Source organism: Streptomyces sp. NPDC030862 (assembly GCF_055571835.1).
Genome location: NZ_JBVIEN010000006.1, coordinates 477,211 through 492,986 on the forward strand (window position 1 = coordinate 477,211; position 15,776 = coordinate 492,986).

Annotated in this window: 16 protein-coding genes; 13 read left to right on the forward strand and 3 right to left on the reverse strand. The window is 72.9% G+C overall.

Translation table 11 applies throughout. The features are described from left to right. Window positions 1–14 precede the first annotated feature (14 nt). Window positions 15–1,247 (forward strand): radical SAM family heme chaperone HemW, encoded by a 1,233-nt coding sequence (hemW, locus tag ACZ42X_RS19235; RefSeq protein WP_468291111.1) that lies wholly within the window; start codon window positions 15–17, stop codon window positions 1,245–1,247. Between the two features lie 28 nt (window positions 1,248–1,275). On the opposite strand, the gene ACZ42X_RS19240 is transcribed toward hemW, so the two are convergent. Both ACZ42X_RS19240 and ACZ42X_RS19245 read right to left on the reverse strand, forming a co-directional pair. After that, window positions 1,276–2,082 (reverse strand): DUF3097 domain-containing protein, encoded by an 807-nt coding sequence (locus ACZ42X_RS19240; protein WP_468291114.1) that lies wholly within the window; start codon window positions 2,080–2,082, stop codon window positions 1,276–1,278. A gap of 10 nt (window positions 2,083–2,092) precedes the next feature. Continuing rightward, a complete protein-coding gene (locus ACZ42X_RS19245; protein WP_468291117.1) occupies window positions 2,093–2,818 on the reverse strand; it encodes an MBL fold metallo-hydrolase in 726 nt (241 codons plus the stop codon). 145 nt (window positions 2,819–2,963) lie between these two features. On the opposite strand from ACZ42X_RS19245, the gene hrcA reads away from it, so the two are divergent. From hrcA to ACZ42X_RS19280, 7 genes are all read left to right on the forward strand, one after another. Then, window positions 2,964–3,980, forward strand: coding sequence for a heat-inducible transcriptional repressor HrcA (hrcA, locus tag ACZ42X_RS19250; protein ID WP_468291120.1), 1,017 nt, complete (start codon window positions 2,964–2,966; stop codon window positions 3,978–3,980). Then, entirely contained in the window at window positions 3,980–5,119 is a 1,140-nt protein-coding gene (dnaJ, locus tag ACZ42X_RS19255; protein ID WP_355355927.1) for a molecular chaperone DnaJ, read from the forward strand. The genes hrcA and dnaJ overlap by 1 nt, the downstream gene beginning before the upstream one ends. Before the next feature lie 234 nt (window positions 5,120–5,353). Beyond that, a complete protein-coding gene (locus tag ACZ42X_RS19260) occupies window positions 5,354–6,427 on the forward strand; it encodes a nitronate monooxygenase (RefSeq protein WP_468291123.1) in 1,074 nt (357 codons plus the stop codon). Next, complete coding sequence (locus ACZ42X_RS19265) at window positions 6,424–7,167, forward strand: 16S rRNA (uracil(1498)-N(3))-methyltransferase (protein WP_468291126.1); 744 nt, start codon at window positions 6,424–6,426, stop codon at window positions 7,165–7,167. Before ACZ42X_RS19260 ends, ACZ42X_RS19265 begins: the two co-directional genes overlap by 4 nt. 71 nt (window positions 7,168–7,238) lie before the next feature. Further along, window positions 7,239–7,598 (forward strand): histidine triad nucleotide-binding protein, encoded by a 360-nt coding sequence (locus ACZ42X_RS19270; RefSeq protein ID WP_468291129.1) that lies wholly within the window; start codon window positions 7,239–7,241, stop codon window positions 7,596–7,598. Between the two features lie 9 nt (window positions 7,599–7,607). Beyond that, complete coding sequence (locus ACZ42X_RS19275) at window positions 7,608–8,510, forward strand: ribonuclease Z (protein ID WP_468291132.1); 903 nt, start codon at window positions 7,608–7,610, stop codon at window positions 8,508–8,510. A 161-nt stretch (window positions 8,511–8,671) separates the two neighbouring features. Then, complete coding sequence (locus ACZ42X_RS19280; RefSeq protein ID WP_468291135.1) at window positions 8,672–9,706, forward strand: adenosine deaminase; 1,035 nt, start codon at window positions 8,672–8,674, stop codon at window positions 9,704–9,706. On the opposite strand, the gene ACZ42X_RS19285 is transcribed toward ACZ42X_RS19280, so the two are convergent. Further along, the gene (locus ACZ42X_RS19285) at window positions 9,631–11,004 is read right to left on the reverse strand and encodes an MFS transporter (RefSeq protein ID WP_468291138.1); all 1,374 of its coding nucleotides are present in this window, start codon (window positions 11,002–11,004) and stop codon (window positions 9,631–9,633) included. The genes ACZ42X_RS19280 and ACZ42X_RS19285 overlap by 76 nt on opposite strands. 344 nt (window positions 11,005–11,348) lie before the next feature. On the opposite strand from ACZ42X_RS19285, the gene ACZ42X_RS19290 reads away from it, so the two are divergent. From ACZ42X_RS19290 to ACZ42X_RS19310, 5 genes are all read left to right on the forward strand, one after another. Beyond that, a complete protein-coding gene (locus tag ACZ42X_RS19290) occupies window positions 11,349–12,476 on the forward strand; it encodes a carbohydrate kinase family protein (protein WP_468291140.1) in 1,128 nt (375 codons plus the stop codon). 124 nt (window positions 12,477–12,600) lie between these two features. Continuing rightward, a complete protein-coding gene (locus tag ACZ42X_RS19295; RefSeq protein ID WP_361413680.1) occupies window positions 12,601–13,602 on the forward strand; it encodes a PhoH family protein in 1,002 nt (333 codons plus the stop codon). 12 nt (window positions 13,603–13,614) lie between these two features. Further along, entirely contained in the window at window positions 13,615–14,112 is a 498-nt protein-coding gene (ybeY, locus tag ACZ42X_RS19300; RefSeq protein WP_361413683.1) for an rRNA maturation RNase YbeY, read from the forward strand. Further along, a complete protein-coding gene (locus ACZ42X_RS19305; protein WP_468291144.1) occupies window positions 14,109–15,413 on the forward strand; it encodes a hemolysin family protein in 1,305 nt (434 codons plus the stop codon). Before ybeY ends, ACZ42X_RS19305 begins: the two co-directional genes overlap by 4 nt. Further along, the gene (locus tag ACZ42X_RS19310; protein ID WP_468291147.1) at window positions 15,410–15,763 is read left to right on the forward strand and encodes an MmcQ/YjbR family DNA-binding protein; all 354 of its coding nucleotides are present in this window, start codon (window positions 15,410–15,412) and stop codon (window positions 15,761–15,763) included. The genes ACZ42X_RS19305 and ACZ42X_RS19310 overlap by 4 nt, the downstream gene beginning before the upstream one ends. Window positions 15,764–15,776 lie beyond the last annotated feature (13 nt).

Here is a 15,776-nt window from a genome sequence, read left to right on the forward strand (position 1 = left end):
GGACAATGGGCGGTATGCCTTCCGTACTGCCCGATGGCGAGCCCATGCCCGAGGACGGCGCGCTGCCCGCGTCCGCCCTGCTCGGGGCCGGTGAGCGGCCGCTCGGGTTCTATCTGCACGTGCCCTACTGCGCGACCCGCTGCGGCTACTGCGACTTCAACACGTACACCGCCACCGAGCTGCGCGGCTCCGGCGGCGTGCTCGCCTCGCGCGACAACTACGCCGAAACCCTCGTCGACGAGGTGCGCCTCGCGCGGAAGGTGCTGGGCGACGACCCCCGCCCGGTGCGGACCGTCTTCGTCGGCGGCGGTACGCCGACCCTGCTCGCCGCAGCCGACCTCGTCCGCATGCTGGGTGCCGTCCGCGACGAGTTCGGGCTCGCGGACGACGCCGAGATCACGACCGAGGCCAACCCGGAGTCCGTCGGCCCCGCATACCTCGCGGAGCTGCGGGAGGGCGGCTTCAACCGGATCTCCTTCGGCATGCAGAGCGCCCGGCAGCACGTCCTGAAGGTGCTCGACCGCACGCACACCCCCGGGCGGCCCGAGGCGTGCGTCGCGGAGGCGCGGGCGGCGGGCTTCGACCACGTCAACCTCGACCTGATCTACGGCACGCCCGGCGAGAGCGACGACGACTGGCGCGCCTCCCTCGACGCGGCGATCGGCGCGGGCCCCGACCACGTCTCGGCGTACGCCCTGATCGTGGAGGAGGGCACGCAGCTGGCGCGGCGCATCCGGCGCGGCGAGGTGCCGATGACCGACGACGACGTCCACGCCGACCGGTACCTGATCGCCGAGGACGTCCTGTCCGGGGCCGGGTTCGCGTGGTACGAGGTGTCCAACTGGGCGACCTCCGAGGCCGGGCGGTGCCTGCACAACGAGCTGTACTGGCGCGGCGCCGACTGGTGGGGCGCGGGCCCCGGCGCGCACAGCCACGTCGGCGGCGTGCGCTGGTGGAACGTCAAGCACCCGGGCGCGTACGCCGCCGCCCTGGCCGCCGGCCGCTCGCCGGGCGCGGGCCGCGAGGTCCTCTCGGAGGAGGACCGTCGGGTCGAGCGGGTGCTGCTGGAACTGCGGCTGCGCGAGGGCTGCGGCCTGGAGCTGCTCAAGCCCGCGGGCCTGCTCGCCGCCGAGCGCGCGGTAAGGGACGGTCTCCTGGACCCCGGTCCTTACGCCGAGGGGCGCGCCGTACTGACGCTGCGCGGACGGCTGCTGGCGGACGCGGTGGTGCGGGACCTGGTGGACTGAGCCGCCCGGAACCGCCCTCGCGGCGGCCCTACGGCGCCGTCACGAAATCGATCAGCTCCTCCACCCGCCCCAGCAGCTCCGGCTCCAGGTCCTTCCAGTCCCGCACCCGGGACAGGATGTGCCGCCACGCCGCTCCCGTGTTCTCCGGCCACCCCAGGGCGCGGCACACGCCCGTCTTCCAGTCCTGGCCCCGGGGGACGGCGGGCCACGCCGGGATGCCCACCGCCGACGGCTTCACGGCCTCCCAGATGTCGATGTACGGGTGCCCCACGACCAGCGTGTGGGCGTCCGTGACCTGTGCCGCGATGCGGGACTCCTTGGAGCCCGGCACCAGGTGGTCCACCAGGACCCCGAGGCGGGCGTCCGGGCCGGGCGCGAAGCCGCGGACGATCGCGGGCAGGTCGTCGACGCCCTCCAGGTACTCGACGACCACGCCCTCGACGCGCAGGTCGTCGCCCCACACCCGCTCCACGAGCTCCGCGTCGTGGCGGCCCTCCACATAGATGCGCCCCGCGCGGGCCACCCGCGCGCGTGCGCCGGGGACGGCGATCGAACCCGAGGCGGTTCGCGCGGGCCGTACCGGAGCGGCGGAGGACGGGCGGACCAGGGTGACCGGGCGGCCCTCCAGCAGGAACCCGCGCGGGGCCAGCGGGAACACCCGGTGCTTGCCGAACCGGTCCTCCAGGGTCACCGTCCCCGCCTCACAGCGGATCACCGCCCCGCAGAAACCGGTCCCCACCTCCTCCACCACCAGATCCGGCTCGGCGGGCACCTCCGGCACCGGGGCCGGCGGCCGCTTCCACGAGGGCGTCAGATCAGGGTCGTAACTGCGCATTCGGCAGACGCTACGACACCCCGAACCGCCGGGCCAGCTCATCGCGTTGGGCGCGTACGAAGGCGGCGTCGACCACCGCGCCGTGCCCCGGCACGTACAGCGCGTCCTCCCCGCCCAGCTCCAGGAGCCGGTCCAGCGCGGCCGGCCAGCGCGACGGGATGGCGTCCCGGCCCGCCTGGGGGTCGCCCGACTCCTCCACCAGGTCCCCGCAGAAGACGACCTCCGGGGCGCCGGGCACCAGCAGCACCAGGTCGTGACCGGTGTGGCCCGGCCCCACGTTGGCCAGCAGCACCTGCCGCCCGCCCAGGTCGAGCGTCCACTCGCCGGTCACCAGGTGGTGCGGCCTGACCAGCACGTCCACCGCCTCGACGGCCTCCGCGGCGGCCACCCCGTGCCGGACCGCGTCCGCCCGCAGGTCGTCCCGCTCCCGGTCCAGCAGCGTGTCGACGCCGACCGCGCCGAACACCTCCGCCCCCGCGAACGCCGCCGTACCCAGCACATGATCGAAATGGGGGTGGCTCAGTGCGATATGCGTCACCCTCCGCCCCCCGCCGAGCAGCTTCTGCGCCTGCCCCCGGATCTCCGCCCCCTCGCGGAGCGTGGCCCCCGTGTCGAAGAGCAGAGCCGCGTCCTCACCGGCCACCAGGGCGGTGGTGGCGTCCCAGACGGGCAGCCGCCGACGGCCCACACCGTCGGCGAGCCGCTCCCATCCGAAGTCCTCCCAGCTGACGTCCATACCGTGACGCTAGCGCGGTAGCGTGGCCGCCGCCCTTGCTAGGGGCGTACCCCGGCGCCGTACACTGGCCGGGTGATACCTGGCACTCGGACCCGTCGAGTGCCAATGGACACCGAGTAACCGAAGCCAGCTGGAGGTGCGCGCGATGCTCAGCGAACGCAGACTCGAGGTGCTGCGCGCCATCGTCCAGGACTACGTCGGCACCGAGGAGCCCGTCGGCTCCAAGGCGCTCACGGAGCGCCACAACCTCGGCGTCTCGCCGGCCACCGTGCGCAACGACATGGCGGTGCTGGAGGACGAGGGCTTCATCGCCCAGCCCCACACCAGCGCGGGCCGCATCCCCACGGACAAGGGCTACCGGCTCTTCGTCGACAAGCTCGCCGGCGTCAAGCCGCTGTCGACGCCGGAGCGCCGCGCGATCCAGAACTTCCTGGACGGCGCGGTGGACCTGGACGACGTCGTCGGCCGTACGGTGCGGCTGCTCGCGCAGCTGACCCGGCAGGTCGCGGTCGTGCAGTACCCGTCCCTCACGCGCTCCACCGTGCGGCACGTGGAGCTGCTGTCGCTGGCCCCGGCCCGGCTGATGCTGGTGCTGATCACCGACACGGGCCGGGTGGAGCAGCGCATGGTGGACTGCCCCGCGCCGTTCGGCGAGCAGTCCGTGGCCGACCTGCGGGCGCGGCTGAACAGCCGTGTCGTGGGGCGGCGCTTCACCGATGTGCCGCAGCTGGTGCAGGACCTCCCCGAGTCGTTCGAGACGGAGGACCGCGGGACGGTCTCCACGGTGCTGGCCACGCTGCTGGAGACGCTGGTGGAGGAGACCGAGGAGCGGCTGATGATCGGCGGGACCGCCAATCTGACGCGCTTCGGGCACGACTTCCCGCTGACGATCCGGCCGGTGCTGGAGGCGCTGGAGGAGCAGGTGGTGCTCCTGAAGCTGCTCGGCGAGGCCAAGGACTCGGCGATGACCGTACGCATCGGGCACGAGAACGCCCATGAGGGGCTGAACTCCACGTCCGTCGTCGCGGTCGGCTACGGTTCGGGCGACGAGGCAGTCGCCAAACTCGGCGTGGTCGGACCGACCCGCATGGACTACCCCGGAACGATGGGAGCGGTACGCGCAGTGGCACGTTACGTCGGACAGATCCTGGCGGAGTCGTAGTGGCCACGGACTATTACGCCGTACTCGGCGTACGCCGCGACGCGTCCCAGGACGAGATCAAGAAGGCGTTCCGGCGGCTCGCGCGCGAGCTGCACCCGGACGTCAATCCCGATCCGAAGACGCAGGAGCGGTTCAAGGAGATCAACGCCGCCTACGAGGTGCTGTCGGACCCGCAGAAGAAGCAGGTCTACGACCTCGGCGGCGACCCCCTGTCCGCCTCCGGCGGCGCGGGAGCGGGCGCCGGCTTCGGCGCGGGCGGCTTCGGCAACTTCTCCGACATCATGGACGCCTTCTTCGGGACGGCGTCCCAGCGCGGCCCGCGTTCGCGGACCCGGCGCGGCCAGGACGCGATGATCCGGCTGGAGATCGACCTCAACGAGGCCGCCTTCGGTACGACGAAGGACATCCAGGTCGACACCGCCGTCGTCTGTACGACGTGTTCCGGTGAGGGCGCCGCGCCCGGTACGTCGGCGCAGACCTGTGACATGTGCCGCGGCCGCGGCGAGGTCTCCCAGGTGACCCGGTCCTTCCTGGGCCAGGTCATGACGTCCCGTCCCTGCCCCCAGTGCCAGGGCTTCGGCACCGTGGTGCCGACGCCGTGCCCGGAGTGCGCCGGCGACGGGCGCGTACGGTCCCGCCGTACGCTCACGGTCAAGATCCCGGCCGGTGTCGACAACGGCACCCGCATCCAGCTCGCGGGCGAGGGCGAGGTCGGCCCGGGCGGCGGCCCCGCCGGCGACCTGTACGTCGAGATCCACGAGCTGCCGCACGCGGTCTTCCAGCGGCGCGGGGACGACCTGCACTGCACGGTGACCATCCCGATGACGGCGGGCGCGCTCGGCACGAAGGTGCCGCTGGAGACGCTGGACGGGATGGAGGAGGTCGACATCCGGCCCGGTACGCAGTCGGGTCAGTCGATCCCGCTGCACGGGCGGGGCGTCACCCACCTGCGGGGCGGCGGACGCGGCGACCTCATCGTGCACGTCGAGGTCCAGACGCCGTCGAAGCTCGACGCCGAGCAGGAGCGGCTGCTGCGGGAGCTGGCGAAGCTGCGGGGCGAGGAGCGGCCGACGGGTCAGTTCCAGCCGGGGCAGCAGGGGCTGTTCTCGCGCCTGAAGGACGCGTTCAACGGACGCTAGCCGTCGGTGATCCGTCGGTGATCCGCCGGTAGATCCAGCGGTGATCGGTGCTGACCGGGGGCCCGTGCCCCCGGTCAGCGGCGTTCCGGGCCTTGGCGGTTCGGGGGCGTTCCGGGGGTGTTCCGGGGCGTTCCGGAGGGGGCGAGCCCCCGGGAGACACCCCAGCGGACCAGGGGGCGGAACCGGGGGCGGGCGGGATTCGGAGGCGGACCCGTGGCGTGACACCATGCGTGCATGTCCTCCGCACTGACCGATCTCTGCCGGTACCCGATCGTGCAGGCACCCATGGCGGGTGGTGCCTCCTGCCCGCAGCTCGTCGCCGCCGTGTCCGAGGCGGGCGCGCTCGGTTTCCTCGCCGCCGGCTACAAAACGGCCGACGGCATGTACCAGGAGGTCACACAGGTCCGGGGGCTGACCTCGCGGGCCTTCGGGGTGAACCTCTTCATGCCGCAGCCCGGGCACGCCGACGCCGCCGCCGTCGACGTGTACCGGCACCAGCTGGCCGGGGAGGCCAACTGGTACGACACACCGCTCGGCGACCCGGACGCCGGACGCGACGACGGCTACGAGGCCAAGCTGGCGATCCTGCTCGACGACCCGGTGCCGGTGGTGTCGTTCACCTTCGGCTGCCCGACCCGCGAGACCCTCGACGCGTTCGCGCGCGTCGGGACGTACACGGTCGTGACCGTGACCTCGCCCGAGGAGGCGCAGGCCGCGCAGTACGCGGGCGCCGACGCCGTCTGCGTCCAGGGCGTCGAGGCCGGTGGGCACCAGGGGACGCACCGCGACGATCCGGAGACGGACGCGTGCGGCACCGGGCTGCTCGCGCTCATCGCGCAGGTCCGGGAGGCCGTCCAGATACCGATGATCGCCGCCGGCGGGCTGATGCGCGGCAGCCAGATCGCGGCCGTCCTCGCGGCGGGCGCGCAGGCCGCGCAGCTCGGCACGGCGTTCCTCGTCTGCCCCGAGTCGGGCGCGCACACCCTGCACAAGCAGGCCATGACCAACCCGCTGTTCACGCGCACCGAGCTGACCCGGGCCTTCTCGGGGCGGCCCGCGCGCGGTCTGGTGAACCGGTTCATGCGGGAACACGGGCCGTACGCACCGGCCGCGTACCCCGAGGTGCACCACCTCACCAGCGGCCTGCGGAAGGCCGCGGCGGCCGCGGGCGACCCGCAGGGCATGGCGCTGTGGGCGGGCCAGGGGCACCGGCTCGCCCGCGCGCTGCCCGCCGCCCAGCTCGTCGAGGTGCTCACCACCGAACTGCGGGCCGCGGCGGCCACGCTCGCGCTGCGGGGGGCCGCATGACCGCGCCCGTCTTCGTCGTCGAGCACCTGGATCGGATCACCGGCGGGAGCACCGTGACCCTCGACGGACCCGAGGGGCGGCACGCCGTCTCCGTACGCCGCCTCCGCGTCGGGGAGGAGATCATCCTGACGGACGGCGCCGGCACCGGCGCGTACGGCACCGTAGCCGCCGTCGAGGGCAAGGACCGCCTCGACGTGGCCGTGAGCGAGGTGCGGGCCGAGCCCGGGCCGAGCCCCCGGATCACCGTCGTGCAGGCCCTGCCCAAGGGCGACCGCGGCGAGCTCGCGGTCGAGACCATGACCGAGACGGGCGTCGACGCGATCGTGCCGTGGGCCGCGTCCCGCTGCATCACCCAGTGGAAGGGCGACCGGGGCGCCAAGTCCCTCGCCAAGTGGCGTGCCACCGCCCGCGAGGCCGGCAAGCAGTCCCGCCGCCTGCGCTTCCCGGACGTCGCCGAAGCCGCCTCCACCAAGCAGGTCGCGCAGCTGCTCGCCGCCGCCGACTTCGCCGCCGTCCTGCACGAGGAGGGCGCCGAGCCGCTGGCCACCGCCGACCTGCCCGCGACCGGCGAGATCGTTCTCGTGGTCGGGCCCGAGGGCGGTGTGTCGCCCGAGGAGCTGACCGCCTTCGCGGAGGCGGGCGCACGGCCCTACCGGCTGGGGCGCAGCGTGCTGCGCACCTCCACCGCGGGGACGGCCGCCACGGCCCTGCTGCTGGGGAGGACCGGGCGCTGGTCGTGATCGTCACGGATAAGCTGCGTCCGTAGTGATGATCCGATTCGAGATGATCCGATTCGAGAAGGGGCCGGAGCATGGCCGGAGAGCCGCAGGGCGACTGTCTGTTCTGCAAGATCGTGTCGGGGGAGGTCCCGGCCACGATCGTCCGTGAGACCGAGACCACCGTCGCCTTCCGCGACATCAACCCACAGGCGCCCACCCACGTCCTGGTGATCCCCAAGGCGCACCACCGCGACGCCGCCGCGCTCGCGGCCGCCGCGCCCGAGATCGCCGCCGACGTGCTGCGCGAGGCCGGTGAGGTCGCCGCGGCGGAGAAGGTCGACTCCACCGGCTACCGCATCGTCTTCAACACCGGCACCGGCGCCGGGCAGACCGTCTGGCACGCCCACGCGCACGTCCTCGGCGGCCGCGGCCTCAACTGGCCCCCCGGGTAGTCGACGCCGATGTCGGTCCGTGAACTCGTGGTGCTGGGCACCGCCAGCCAGGTGCCCACCCGCCACCGCAACCACAACGGCTACTTCCTGCGCTGGGACGGCGAGGGTCTGCTCTTCGACCCCGGCGAGGGCACGCAGCGCCAGATGCTGCGCGCCGGGGTCGCCGCGCACGACATCAACCGGATCTGCGTCACCCACTTCCACGGCGACCACTCCCTCGGACTCGCCGGCGTCATCCAGCGCATCAACCTCGACAAGGTCCCGCACCCGGTCACCGCGCACTACCCGGCGAGCGGGCAGCGCTTCTTCGACCGCCTGCGGTACGCCACCGCCTACCGGGAGACCGTGCGGCTGACGGAGGCACCGGTCGCCGACGACGGCGTGCTCGCCGAGACCCGGGGCTTCACCCTTGAGGCGCGCCGCCTCTCGCACCCCGTCGAGTCCTTCGGCTACCGGCTGACCGAGCCCGACGGCCGCCGCATGCTGCCCGCCAAGCTCGCCGAGCACGGCATCAAGGGCCCCGACGTGGGCCGCCTCCAGCGCGACGGCCGGCTCGGCGGCGTACGCCTGGAGGACGTCAGCGAGGTGCGGCGCGGGCAGAAGTTCGCGTTCGTCATGGACACCCGGCTGTGCGACGGCGTGTACGCGCTCGCCGAGGGCTGCGACCTGCTCGTCATCGAGTCGACGTTCCTCGACGAGGACGAGTCCCTCGCCCTCGAACACGGCCACCTCACCGTCGGCCAGGCGGCCTCGGTGGCGCGCGAGGCGGGTGTACGCCACCTCGTCCTCACGCACTTCTCGCAGCGCTACGGCGACCCGGCCGTCTTCGCCCCCCAGGCCCGCGCGGCCGGCTTCGACGGCGAGCTGACCGTCGCCCACGACCTCGTCCGGGTGCCGCTGCCCAAGCGCTAGGTCGTGTCCGCGAACGCCGGTCCGCCTGACGGCCCGCCCTGCGGGTGGGCCCGTCTGGCCGGTCGCCCACCCGCCCATGGAGTACGCCGACGAGCACGATGCGTGACCGGGCGCGTTACGCTGCGCAGACTCCCGGAAAGTGATCGAGGCAGGCAGGCACCATGGCACCCCTCCCCAAAGCGGAACTCCACCTCCACATCGAAGGCACCCTCGAACCCGAGCTCGCTTTCGCCCTCGCCGCCCGCAACGGCGTCACCCTGCCCTACGCCGACACCGAGGAGCTGCGTAAGGCGTACCTCTTCAGCGACCTGCAGTCCTTCCTGGACCTGTACTACGGGCTGATGGCCGTGCTCCGCACCGCCGACGACTTCGCCGAGCTCGCCGACGCCTACCTGGCGCGCGCCGCCGCGCAGGGCGTGCGCCACGCCGAGATCTTCTTCGACCCGCAGGCGCACACCAACCGCGGCATCCCCCTCGGCACGGTGGTGGAGGGGCTGGCCAGGGCCCTGGACCACAGCGAGGAGCGGCACGGCGTCTCCACGCAGCTCATCATGTGCTTCCTGCGCGACCTGCCGGCCGAGTCCGCGATGGAGACGCTCCAGGCGGCGAAGCCGTACCTGAGCCGCATCGCGGGCATCGGGCTGGACTCGGCGGAGGTGGGCCACCCGCCGTCGAAGTTCGCCGAGGTGTACGAGGCGGCCGCCGCGCTCGGGCTGCGGAAGGTCGCGCACGCGGGCGAGGAGGGCCCGCCGGCATACATCAGTGAGGCCCTGGACGTGCTCGGTGTCGAGCGGATCGACCACGGGCTGCGCGCGGTGGAGGACCCGGAGCTGATGGAGCGGCTGGCGCGGGAGCGGGTGCCGCTGACGCTGTGCCCCCTGTCGAACGTACGGCTGCGCGCCATCGACATCCTGGAGCAGCACCCGCTGAAGCGGATGCTGGAGGCCGGGCTCCTGGTCACCGTCAACTCCGACGACCCCGCCTACTTCGGCGGCTACGTCGGCGACACCTTCCACGCGGTCCACGAGGCCCTCGGCCTGGACCAGGAGCAGCTGCGCGAGCTGGCCCGCAACTCCTTCACGGCGTCCTTCCTCGACCACGACGAGGAGCGCAGGGCGCGTTACCTCGCCGAGGTCGAGGCGTACGACTTCGGCTCGCCCGAATCGGCCGACGCGGTCGACTCCGCGAGGCCGTAGGCCCGCTGCGTCGCGGCGGCCGGCCCTCGCAGGTCGGCCAGGTCGGCGACCGGGATCTCCGCGACCGGCTGCTCCGGGGCGCCGACCTGGGGCGCCAGCGCCGTGGGCGCCGCGGTGGCCGCGACCACGGCCGCGGGCGCGCCGCCCCGGCGCCGGATCGCGCCCGGCACCAGCGGGCGGCCCGAGGTGTGCAGGGCCACGGCGGTCATCGGCACGGCGAGCAGCAGCAGGAGCCCGCCGAGGACCAGGCCCATGACCGGGTAGCCCGCCCCCTCCGACAGGAGGCTCCCGGTGACCGGGCCGCATGCCGTGCCCAGCGAGGACGCCGAGCCGACGAGCACCGCCCAGCGGCCGCGCGGGTCCAGCGAGGCGGCCAGGCCGATCACGTACGACAGGACGACCGGGTAGCAGGCGTTCCACAGGATCTCGCCGGTCGCGAAGGACGCCAGCCCCTCGGCGGAGGAGCTCAGCGCGATGCAGCCCGCGATGGCGACCGTGCCCAGGCCGATCGGCACCGCCCGGCCGAGCCGGGAGCCGAGCGCCCCGGCCGTCGTGACGCCCAGCAGCCCGGCGCCGAGGGCGGCCGCGAAGACCGCGCCCACCGTGACCTCGCTCAGGCCCGCCTGGGTGAGGCCGATGCGGCCGCTGACACCCCACAGGGCGTTCTGCGCCATCGACCAGCACACCATCGCGGCCGCCAGCACCACCCCGGCCCGCAGGCGCGGCAGCGGCGCCCTCTCCTCGCGCACCTCACCGGTGTCGTGGCCGGTCTCCAGCCGGGACGTCGCGGGCCACACCGCCGCCGCGGCGAGCGCGAGCGACGCGAACGGCAGCACGTGCCCACCGCCCAGGTGCGGCAGCGTCAGATACAGCGCGCCCGCCGTCGCCGAGACCGACAGCAGGCCCAGCGTGGAGGTGCGGTGCGGGTCGAGTCGGCCCGCGATCCCGGCCGCGGCGACCGCCAGGGCCGTACCGGAGCCGAAGCCGCCGACCGCGGCGCCCGCCACGACGAGCGGGACGTACGAGGTGAGGGCCGCGCCGCCGTAGCCGGCCACCGCCAGCGCCAGGCCGGCCCGGGCGAGGCGCCGGGGCCCGTAGCGCTCCACGCGGGCCGCGAGCGTGAACCCGGCGGTGGCGGAGCACAGCAGCAGCGTCGAGCCGACGAGCCCGGCTTCGGCGGGGGAGAGGCCGAGTCCGGCGGAGAGGCGGCCGACGACGGTCGGCAGGAGGTACGAGGCGAGGTAGCCGGCGGTGAAGAGCGCGACGAGGGGCCACGGGGCGCGCGGGCGCGAGGGCATGGGCGTTCCAGCGGACAGAAAGGCGGGAGGGGGAGGGGAGCGAAGCGAGAGGAGAGCGCTCGTGTCTGTCCACGGGTTCACGGAAGCGGACGTCGCACGGAAACGTCGCAGGGGAACGCCGCACGAAACGTCGCGGGGAAGCGGAACGCGCACGGGAACGCGCGCCAATTTGTATCAAGCGGGCGACGCGGGCGAGAAGCCGTGTATATGTGATCTGTATCACAAGTCGTTTGTTTGCCGGGAGGCCGGGTAAAGAGGGTGGTTCTCGGCGCGTCCTTCACCCCCGCCGACCGCCCGGGTTCAGGCACACTGGCCACGTCCGTACCGCGACCGGGGAGCCCGCAGTGACCACACCCAGAGGAGAGCAGCAGCAGCTACAACACACTGCCGGCGTCGACCCCTTGGCCCCCCTGCGCGCCCCCGGCGATCCCACGTGCGACGTCTTCCTCACCGGCACGGTCTTCCTCGACATCATCTTCACCGGCCTCGACTCCGCCCCCGTGCGCGGCACCGAGACCTGGGCCCGCGGCATGGGCTCCAGCCCCGGCGGCGTCGCCAACATGGCGACCGCCCTCGCCCGCCTCGGCCTGCGCACCTCCCTCGCCGCCGCCTTCGGCGACGACCACTACGGCGACTACTGCTGGGACGCCCTGGAGCAGGGCGAGGGCATCGACCTCTCCCGGTCGCGCACCGTCCCCGGCTGGCACTCCCCGGTCACCGTCTCCATGGCGTACGAGGGTGAGCGGACCATGGTCTCCCACGGTCACGAGGCTCCGCCCCCGGAGGCCACCCTGGGACACCTGCCGGAGTACCCGCCCCGCGCGCGTGCCGCCGTCGCCTCGCTCGTACCCGGCCGCCCGGAGCCGTGGGTCGCCGAAGCGGCCCGCCACGCCACCCGGATCTTCGCCGACGTCGGCTGGGACGAGACCGGCCGCTGGGACCTCGCGGCCCTGCCCGGCCTGGAGCACTGCGAGGCGTTCCTGCCCAACGCCGAGGAGGCGATGCGCTACACCCGCACCTCCTGCCCCCGCGCCGCCGCCCGCGCGCTCGCCGACAAGGTGCCGCTCGCGGTCGTCACCCTCGGCGCGGAGGGCGCGTACGCCGTGGACTCCGGCACCGGGGAGACCGCCGAGGTGCCGGCCATCGAGGTGGAGGCGCTCGACCCGACCGGGGCCGGAGACGTCTTCGTGGCCGGGTTCGTGACCGGCACGCTCGCCGGCTGGCCGCTCGCCGACCGGCTGGCCTTCGCCGGGCTGACCGCCGCCCTGTCGGTGCAGGAGTTCGGCGGGTCGCTCTCCGCGCCGGGCTGGGTGGAGGTGGCGGCCTGGTGGGAGTACGTACAGGAGTGCGGCGACCAGGACCCCGAGGCGCTGCGCCGGTACGCGTTCCTGGAGTCCCTGCTCCCCGCCCCGATCCGGCCCTGGCCGCTGCGGCGGGCCGTGCCGACGATCGGCTTCCGCCGCTCGGTGTGAGCGCGCCCTCCTTGGGAAAAGCCTTCGGACCTGTCAGTCGCACGACGTACGCTGGACAGTCCAGAGGGTCTCGATCGGCGAGAACCCTGCAGCAGGAGGTATGTGCAGGCCAGAGAGCCGGCCCATGACTCACACACCCACAGACCAGGACCAGGTCCGAGCCCACTTCACCGTGCCTGCCAAGCACCCCATGGTGACGGTGCTCGGCTCCGGTGACGCGCTGCTGCGCGTCATCGAGAAGGCGTTCCCGGCGGCCGACATCCACGTCCGGGGCAACCAGATCAGCGCGGTCGGCGACGCGACGGAAGTCGCCCTGATCCAGCGCCTGTTCGACGAGATGATGCTGGTGCTCCGCACCGGGCAGCCGATGACGGAGGACGCAGTGGAACGCTCCATCGCCATGCTCAAGGAGGAGACGGGGGGACGGGGCGTCGAGACGCCGTCGGAGGTCCTCACCCAGAACATCCTCTCCAGCCGCGGCCGTACCATCCGCCCCAAGACGCTCAACCAGAAGCGGTACGTCGACGCCATCGACAAGCACACCGTGGTCTTCGGCATCGGTCCGGCGGGCACCGGCAAGACGTACCTGGCCATGGCGAAGGCCGTCCAGGCCCTGCAGTCCAAGCAGGTCACCCGGATCATCCTGACCCGGCCGGCCGTCGAGGCGGGCGAGCGCCTCGGCTTCCTGCCCGGCACGCTCTACGAGAAGATCGACCCGTACCTGCGGCCGCTGTACGACGCGCTGCACGACATGCTCGACCCCGACTCGATCCCCCGCCTGATGGCGGCGGGCACGATCGAGGTCGCGCCGCTGGCGTACATGCGCGGCCGGACGCTCAACGACGCGTTCATCATCCTCGACGAGGCACAGAACACGAACCCCGAGCAGATGAAGATGTTCCTCACCCGGCTCGGCTTCGACTCCAAGATCGTCATCACCGGTGACATCACCCAGATCGACCTTCCGGGCGGCACCAAGAGCGGTCTGCGCCAGGTCCGGGAGATCCTGGACGGGGTCGACGACGTCCACTTCTCGATGCTCACGTCGAACGACGTCGTCCGGCACAAGCTCGTCGGCCGTATCGTCGACGCGTACGAGAAGTACGACAACCAAAACGGGAAGTAGCACACCAGCACCATGTCGATCGACGTCAACAACGAGTCCGGCACCGAGGTCGACGAGCAGGCGATCCTCGATGTCGCCCGCTACGCCCTGGGCCGCATGCGCATCCACCCGCTCTCCGAGCTCTCGGTGATCCTGGTGGACGCCGAGGCGATGGAGCAGCTCCACATCCAGTGGATGGACCTGCCGGGCCCGACCGACGTGATGTCCTTCCCTATGGACGAGCTGCGCCCGCCGTCCAAGGACGACGAGGAGCCCCCGCAGGGGCTCCTCGGCGACATCGTGCTCTGCCCCGAGGTCGCCACCAAGCAGGGCCAGGACGCCCCCACGCAGCACTCCATGGACGAGGAGCTCCAGCTGCTCACCGTCCACGGCGTGCTGCACCTGCTCGGTTACGACCACGAGGAGCCGGACGAGAAGGTGGAGATGTTCGGCCTCCAGGCGGCGATCATCGACGGCTGGCGGGCGGAGAAGGGCCTGACCGGCCCCTCCCCGGCGCCGACCGTCTCATGACCGCCCAACTGCTCCTCGGCGCGGTCGCGCTGGTCGTGGTCGCGTGGCTCGCCGCCTGCGCGGAAGCCGGCATCGCGCGCGTGTCCAGCTTCCGCGCCGCCGAGGCGGTACGGGCCGGGCGGCGCGGCGCGGCCAAGCTGGCCCAGGTCGCCTCCGACCCGGTCCGGTACCTGAACGTGGCGCTGCTGGTACGCGTCGCCTGCGAGATGGCGGCCGGCGTCCTCGTCACGTACGTCTGCCTGAACGAGTTCGCCGAGACCTGGTCCGCGCTGCTGGTCGCGATAGGCGTGATGGTGCTCGTGTCGTACGTCGCCGTCGGCGTGTCGCCCCGCACCATCGGCCGCCAGCACCCGCTGAACACCGCCACCGCCGCCGCGTACGTCCTGCTGCCGCTGGCCCGCGTCATGGGCCCGGTCCCGCAGCTGCTGATCCTCATCGGCAACGCCCTCACCCCCGGGAAGGGCTTCCGCAAGGGCCCCTTCGCCTCCGAGGCCGAGCTGCGTGCCATGGTCGACCTCGCCGAGCAGGAGTCCCTCATCGAGGACGACGAGCGGCGGATGGTCCACTCCGTCTTCGAGCTCGGCGACACCCTCGTCCGCGAGGTGATGGTCCCGCGCACCGACCTCGTCTCCATCGAGCGCTTCAAGACCATCCGCCAGGCCCTGACGCTGGCGCTGCGCTCCGGCTTCTCCCGCATCCCCGTGACCGGCGAGAACGAGGACGACATCGTCGGCATCGTCTACCTCAAGGACCTGGTCCGCCGCACCCACATCAACCGCGACGCCGAGAGCGACCTCGTCTCCACCGCCATGCGGCCCGCCGCCTTCGTCCCCGACACCAAGAACGCCGGTGACCTGCTGCGCGAGATGCAGAAGGAGCGCAACCACTGCGCGGTGGTGATCGACGAGTACGGCGGCACCGCCGGCATCGTCACCATCGAGGACATCCTGGAGGAGATCGTCGGCGAGATCACCGACGAGTACGACCGCGAACTGCCGCCCGTCGAACCGCTCGGCGACGGCCGCTACCGCGTCACCGCCCGCCTTGACATCGGCGACCTCGGCGAGCTCTTCGGTCTCGACGCGTACGACGACGAGGACGTCGAGACGGTCGGCGGGCTGCTCGCCAAGGCCCTCGGCCGCGTCCCCATCGCCGGGGCGAGCGCCGTGGTGGACCTGCCGGACGGCCGCGCCCTGAGGCTGACGGCCGAGTCCCCGGCGGGCCGCCGCAACAAGATCGTCACGGTCCTCGCCGAGCCGGCCCCGGAGCCGGAACCGGAACCGGATCGGGAGGCGGCATGACTCCGGAACGGCTGCGGGCCTTCTGCCTCTCCTTCAACGCCGCGGTGGAGGACTTCCCCTTCGGGCCGGACACCTCGGTCTTCAAGGTCGAGGGCAAGATGTTCGCCCTCGCGGCCCTGGACGCCCGCCCGTTGACCGTGAACCTCAAGTGCGACCCGGAGATCGCGGTACGGCTGCGCGCGGAGCACCCCGCGATCGTTCCGGGCTGGCACATGAACAAGCGCCACTGGAACACCGTCACGGTCTCCGGCCTGCCCGACCGCCTCCTCCGCGAGCTCATCGAGGACTCGTACGACCTCGTCGTCGCGGGCCTGCCCCGTGCCACCCGGCTGCGCCTCGACCACCCGTGAAGCGGGTTCTCTC

Excerpts from the sequence above, each read along its gene's own strand:
- hemW (WP_468291111.1), top strand. The coding sequence starts at position 15 with ATGCCTTCCGTACTGCCCGATGGCGAGCCCATGCCCGAGGACGGCGCG.
- ACZ42X_RS19240 (WP_468291114.1), bottom strand. The coding sequence starts at position 2,082 with ATGCGCAGTTACGACCCTGATCTGACGCCCTCGTGGAAGCGGCCGCCG.
- ACZ42X_RS19245 (WP_468291117.1), bottom strand. The coding sequence starts at position 2,818 with ATGGACGTCAGCTGGGAGGACTTCGGATGGGAGCGGCTCGCCGACGGT.
- hrcA (WP_468291120.1), top strand. The coding sequence starts at position 2,964 with ATGCTCAGCGAACGCAGACTCGAGGTGCTGCGCGCCATCGTCCAGGAC.
- ACZ42X_RS19260 (WP_468291123.1), top strand. The coding sequence starts at position 5,354 with ATGTCCTCCGCACTGACCGATCTCTGCCGGTACCCGATCGTGCAGGCA.
- ACZ42X_RS19265 (WP_468291126.1), top strand. The coding sequence starts at position 6,424 with ATGACCGCGCCCGTCTTCGTCGTCGAGCACCTGGATCGGATCACCGGC.
- ACZ42X_RS19270 (WP_468291129.1), top strand. The coding sequence starts at position 7,239 with ATGGCCGGAGAGCCGCAGGGCGACTGTCTGTTCTGCAAGATCGTGTCG.
- ACZ42X_RS19275 (WP_468291132.1), top strand. The coding sequence starts at position 7,608 with ATGTCGGTCCGTGAACTCGTGGTGCTGGGCACCGCCAGCCAGGTGCCC.
- ACZ42X_RS19280 (WP_468291135.1), top strand. The coding sequence starts at position 8,672 with ATGGCACCCCTCCCCAAAGCGGAACTCCACCTCCACATCGAAGGCACC.
- ACZ42X_RS19285 (WP_468291138.1), bottom strand. The coding sequence starts at position 11,004 with ATGCCCTCGCGCCCGCGCGCCCCGTGGCCCCTCGTCGCGCTCTTCACC.
- ACZ42X_RS19295 (WP_361413680.1), top strand. The coding sequence starts at position 12,601 with ATGACTCACACACCCACAGACCAGGACCAGGTCCGAGCCCACTTCACC.
- ybeY (WP_361413683.1), top strand. The coding sequence starts at position 13,615 with ATGTCGATCGACGTCAACAACGAGTCCGGCACCGAGGTCGACGAGCAG.
- ACZ42X_RS19305 (WP_468291144.1), top strand. The coding sequence starts at position 14,109 with ATGACCGCCCAACTGCTCCTCGGCGCGGTCGCGCTGGTCGTGGTCGCG.
- ACZ42X_RS19310 (WP_468291147.1), top strand. The coding sequence starts at position 15,410 with ATGACTCCGGAACGGCTGCGGGCCTTCTGCCTCTCCTTCAACGCCGCG.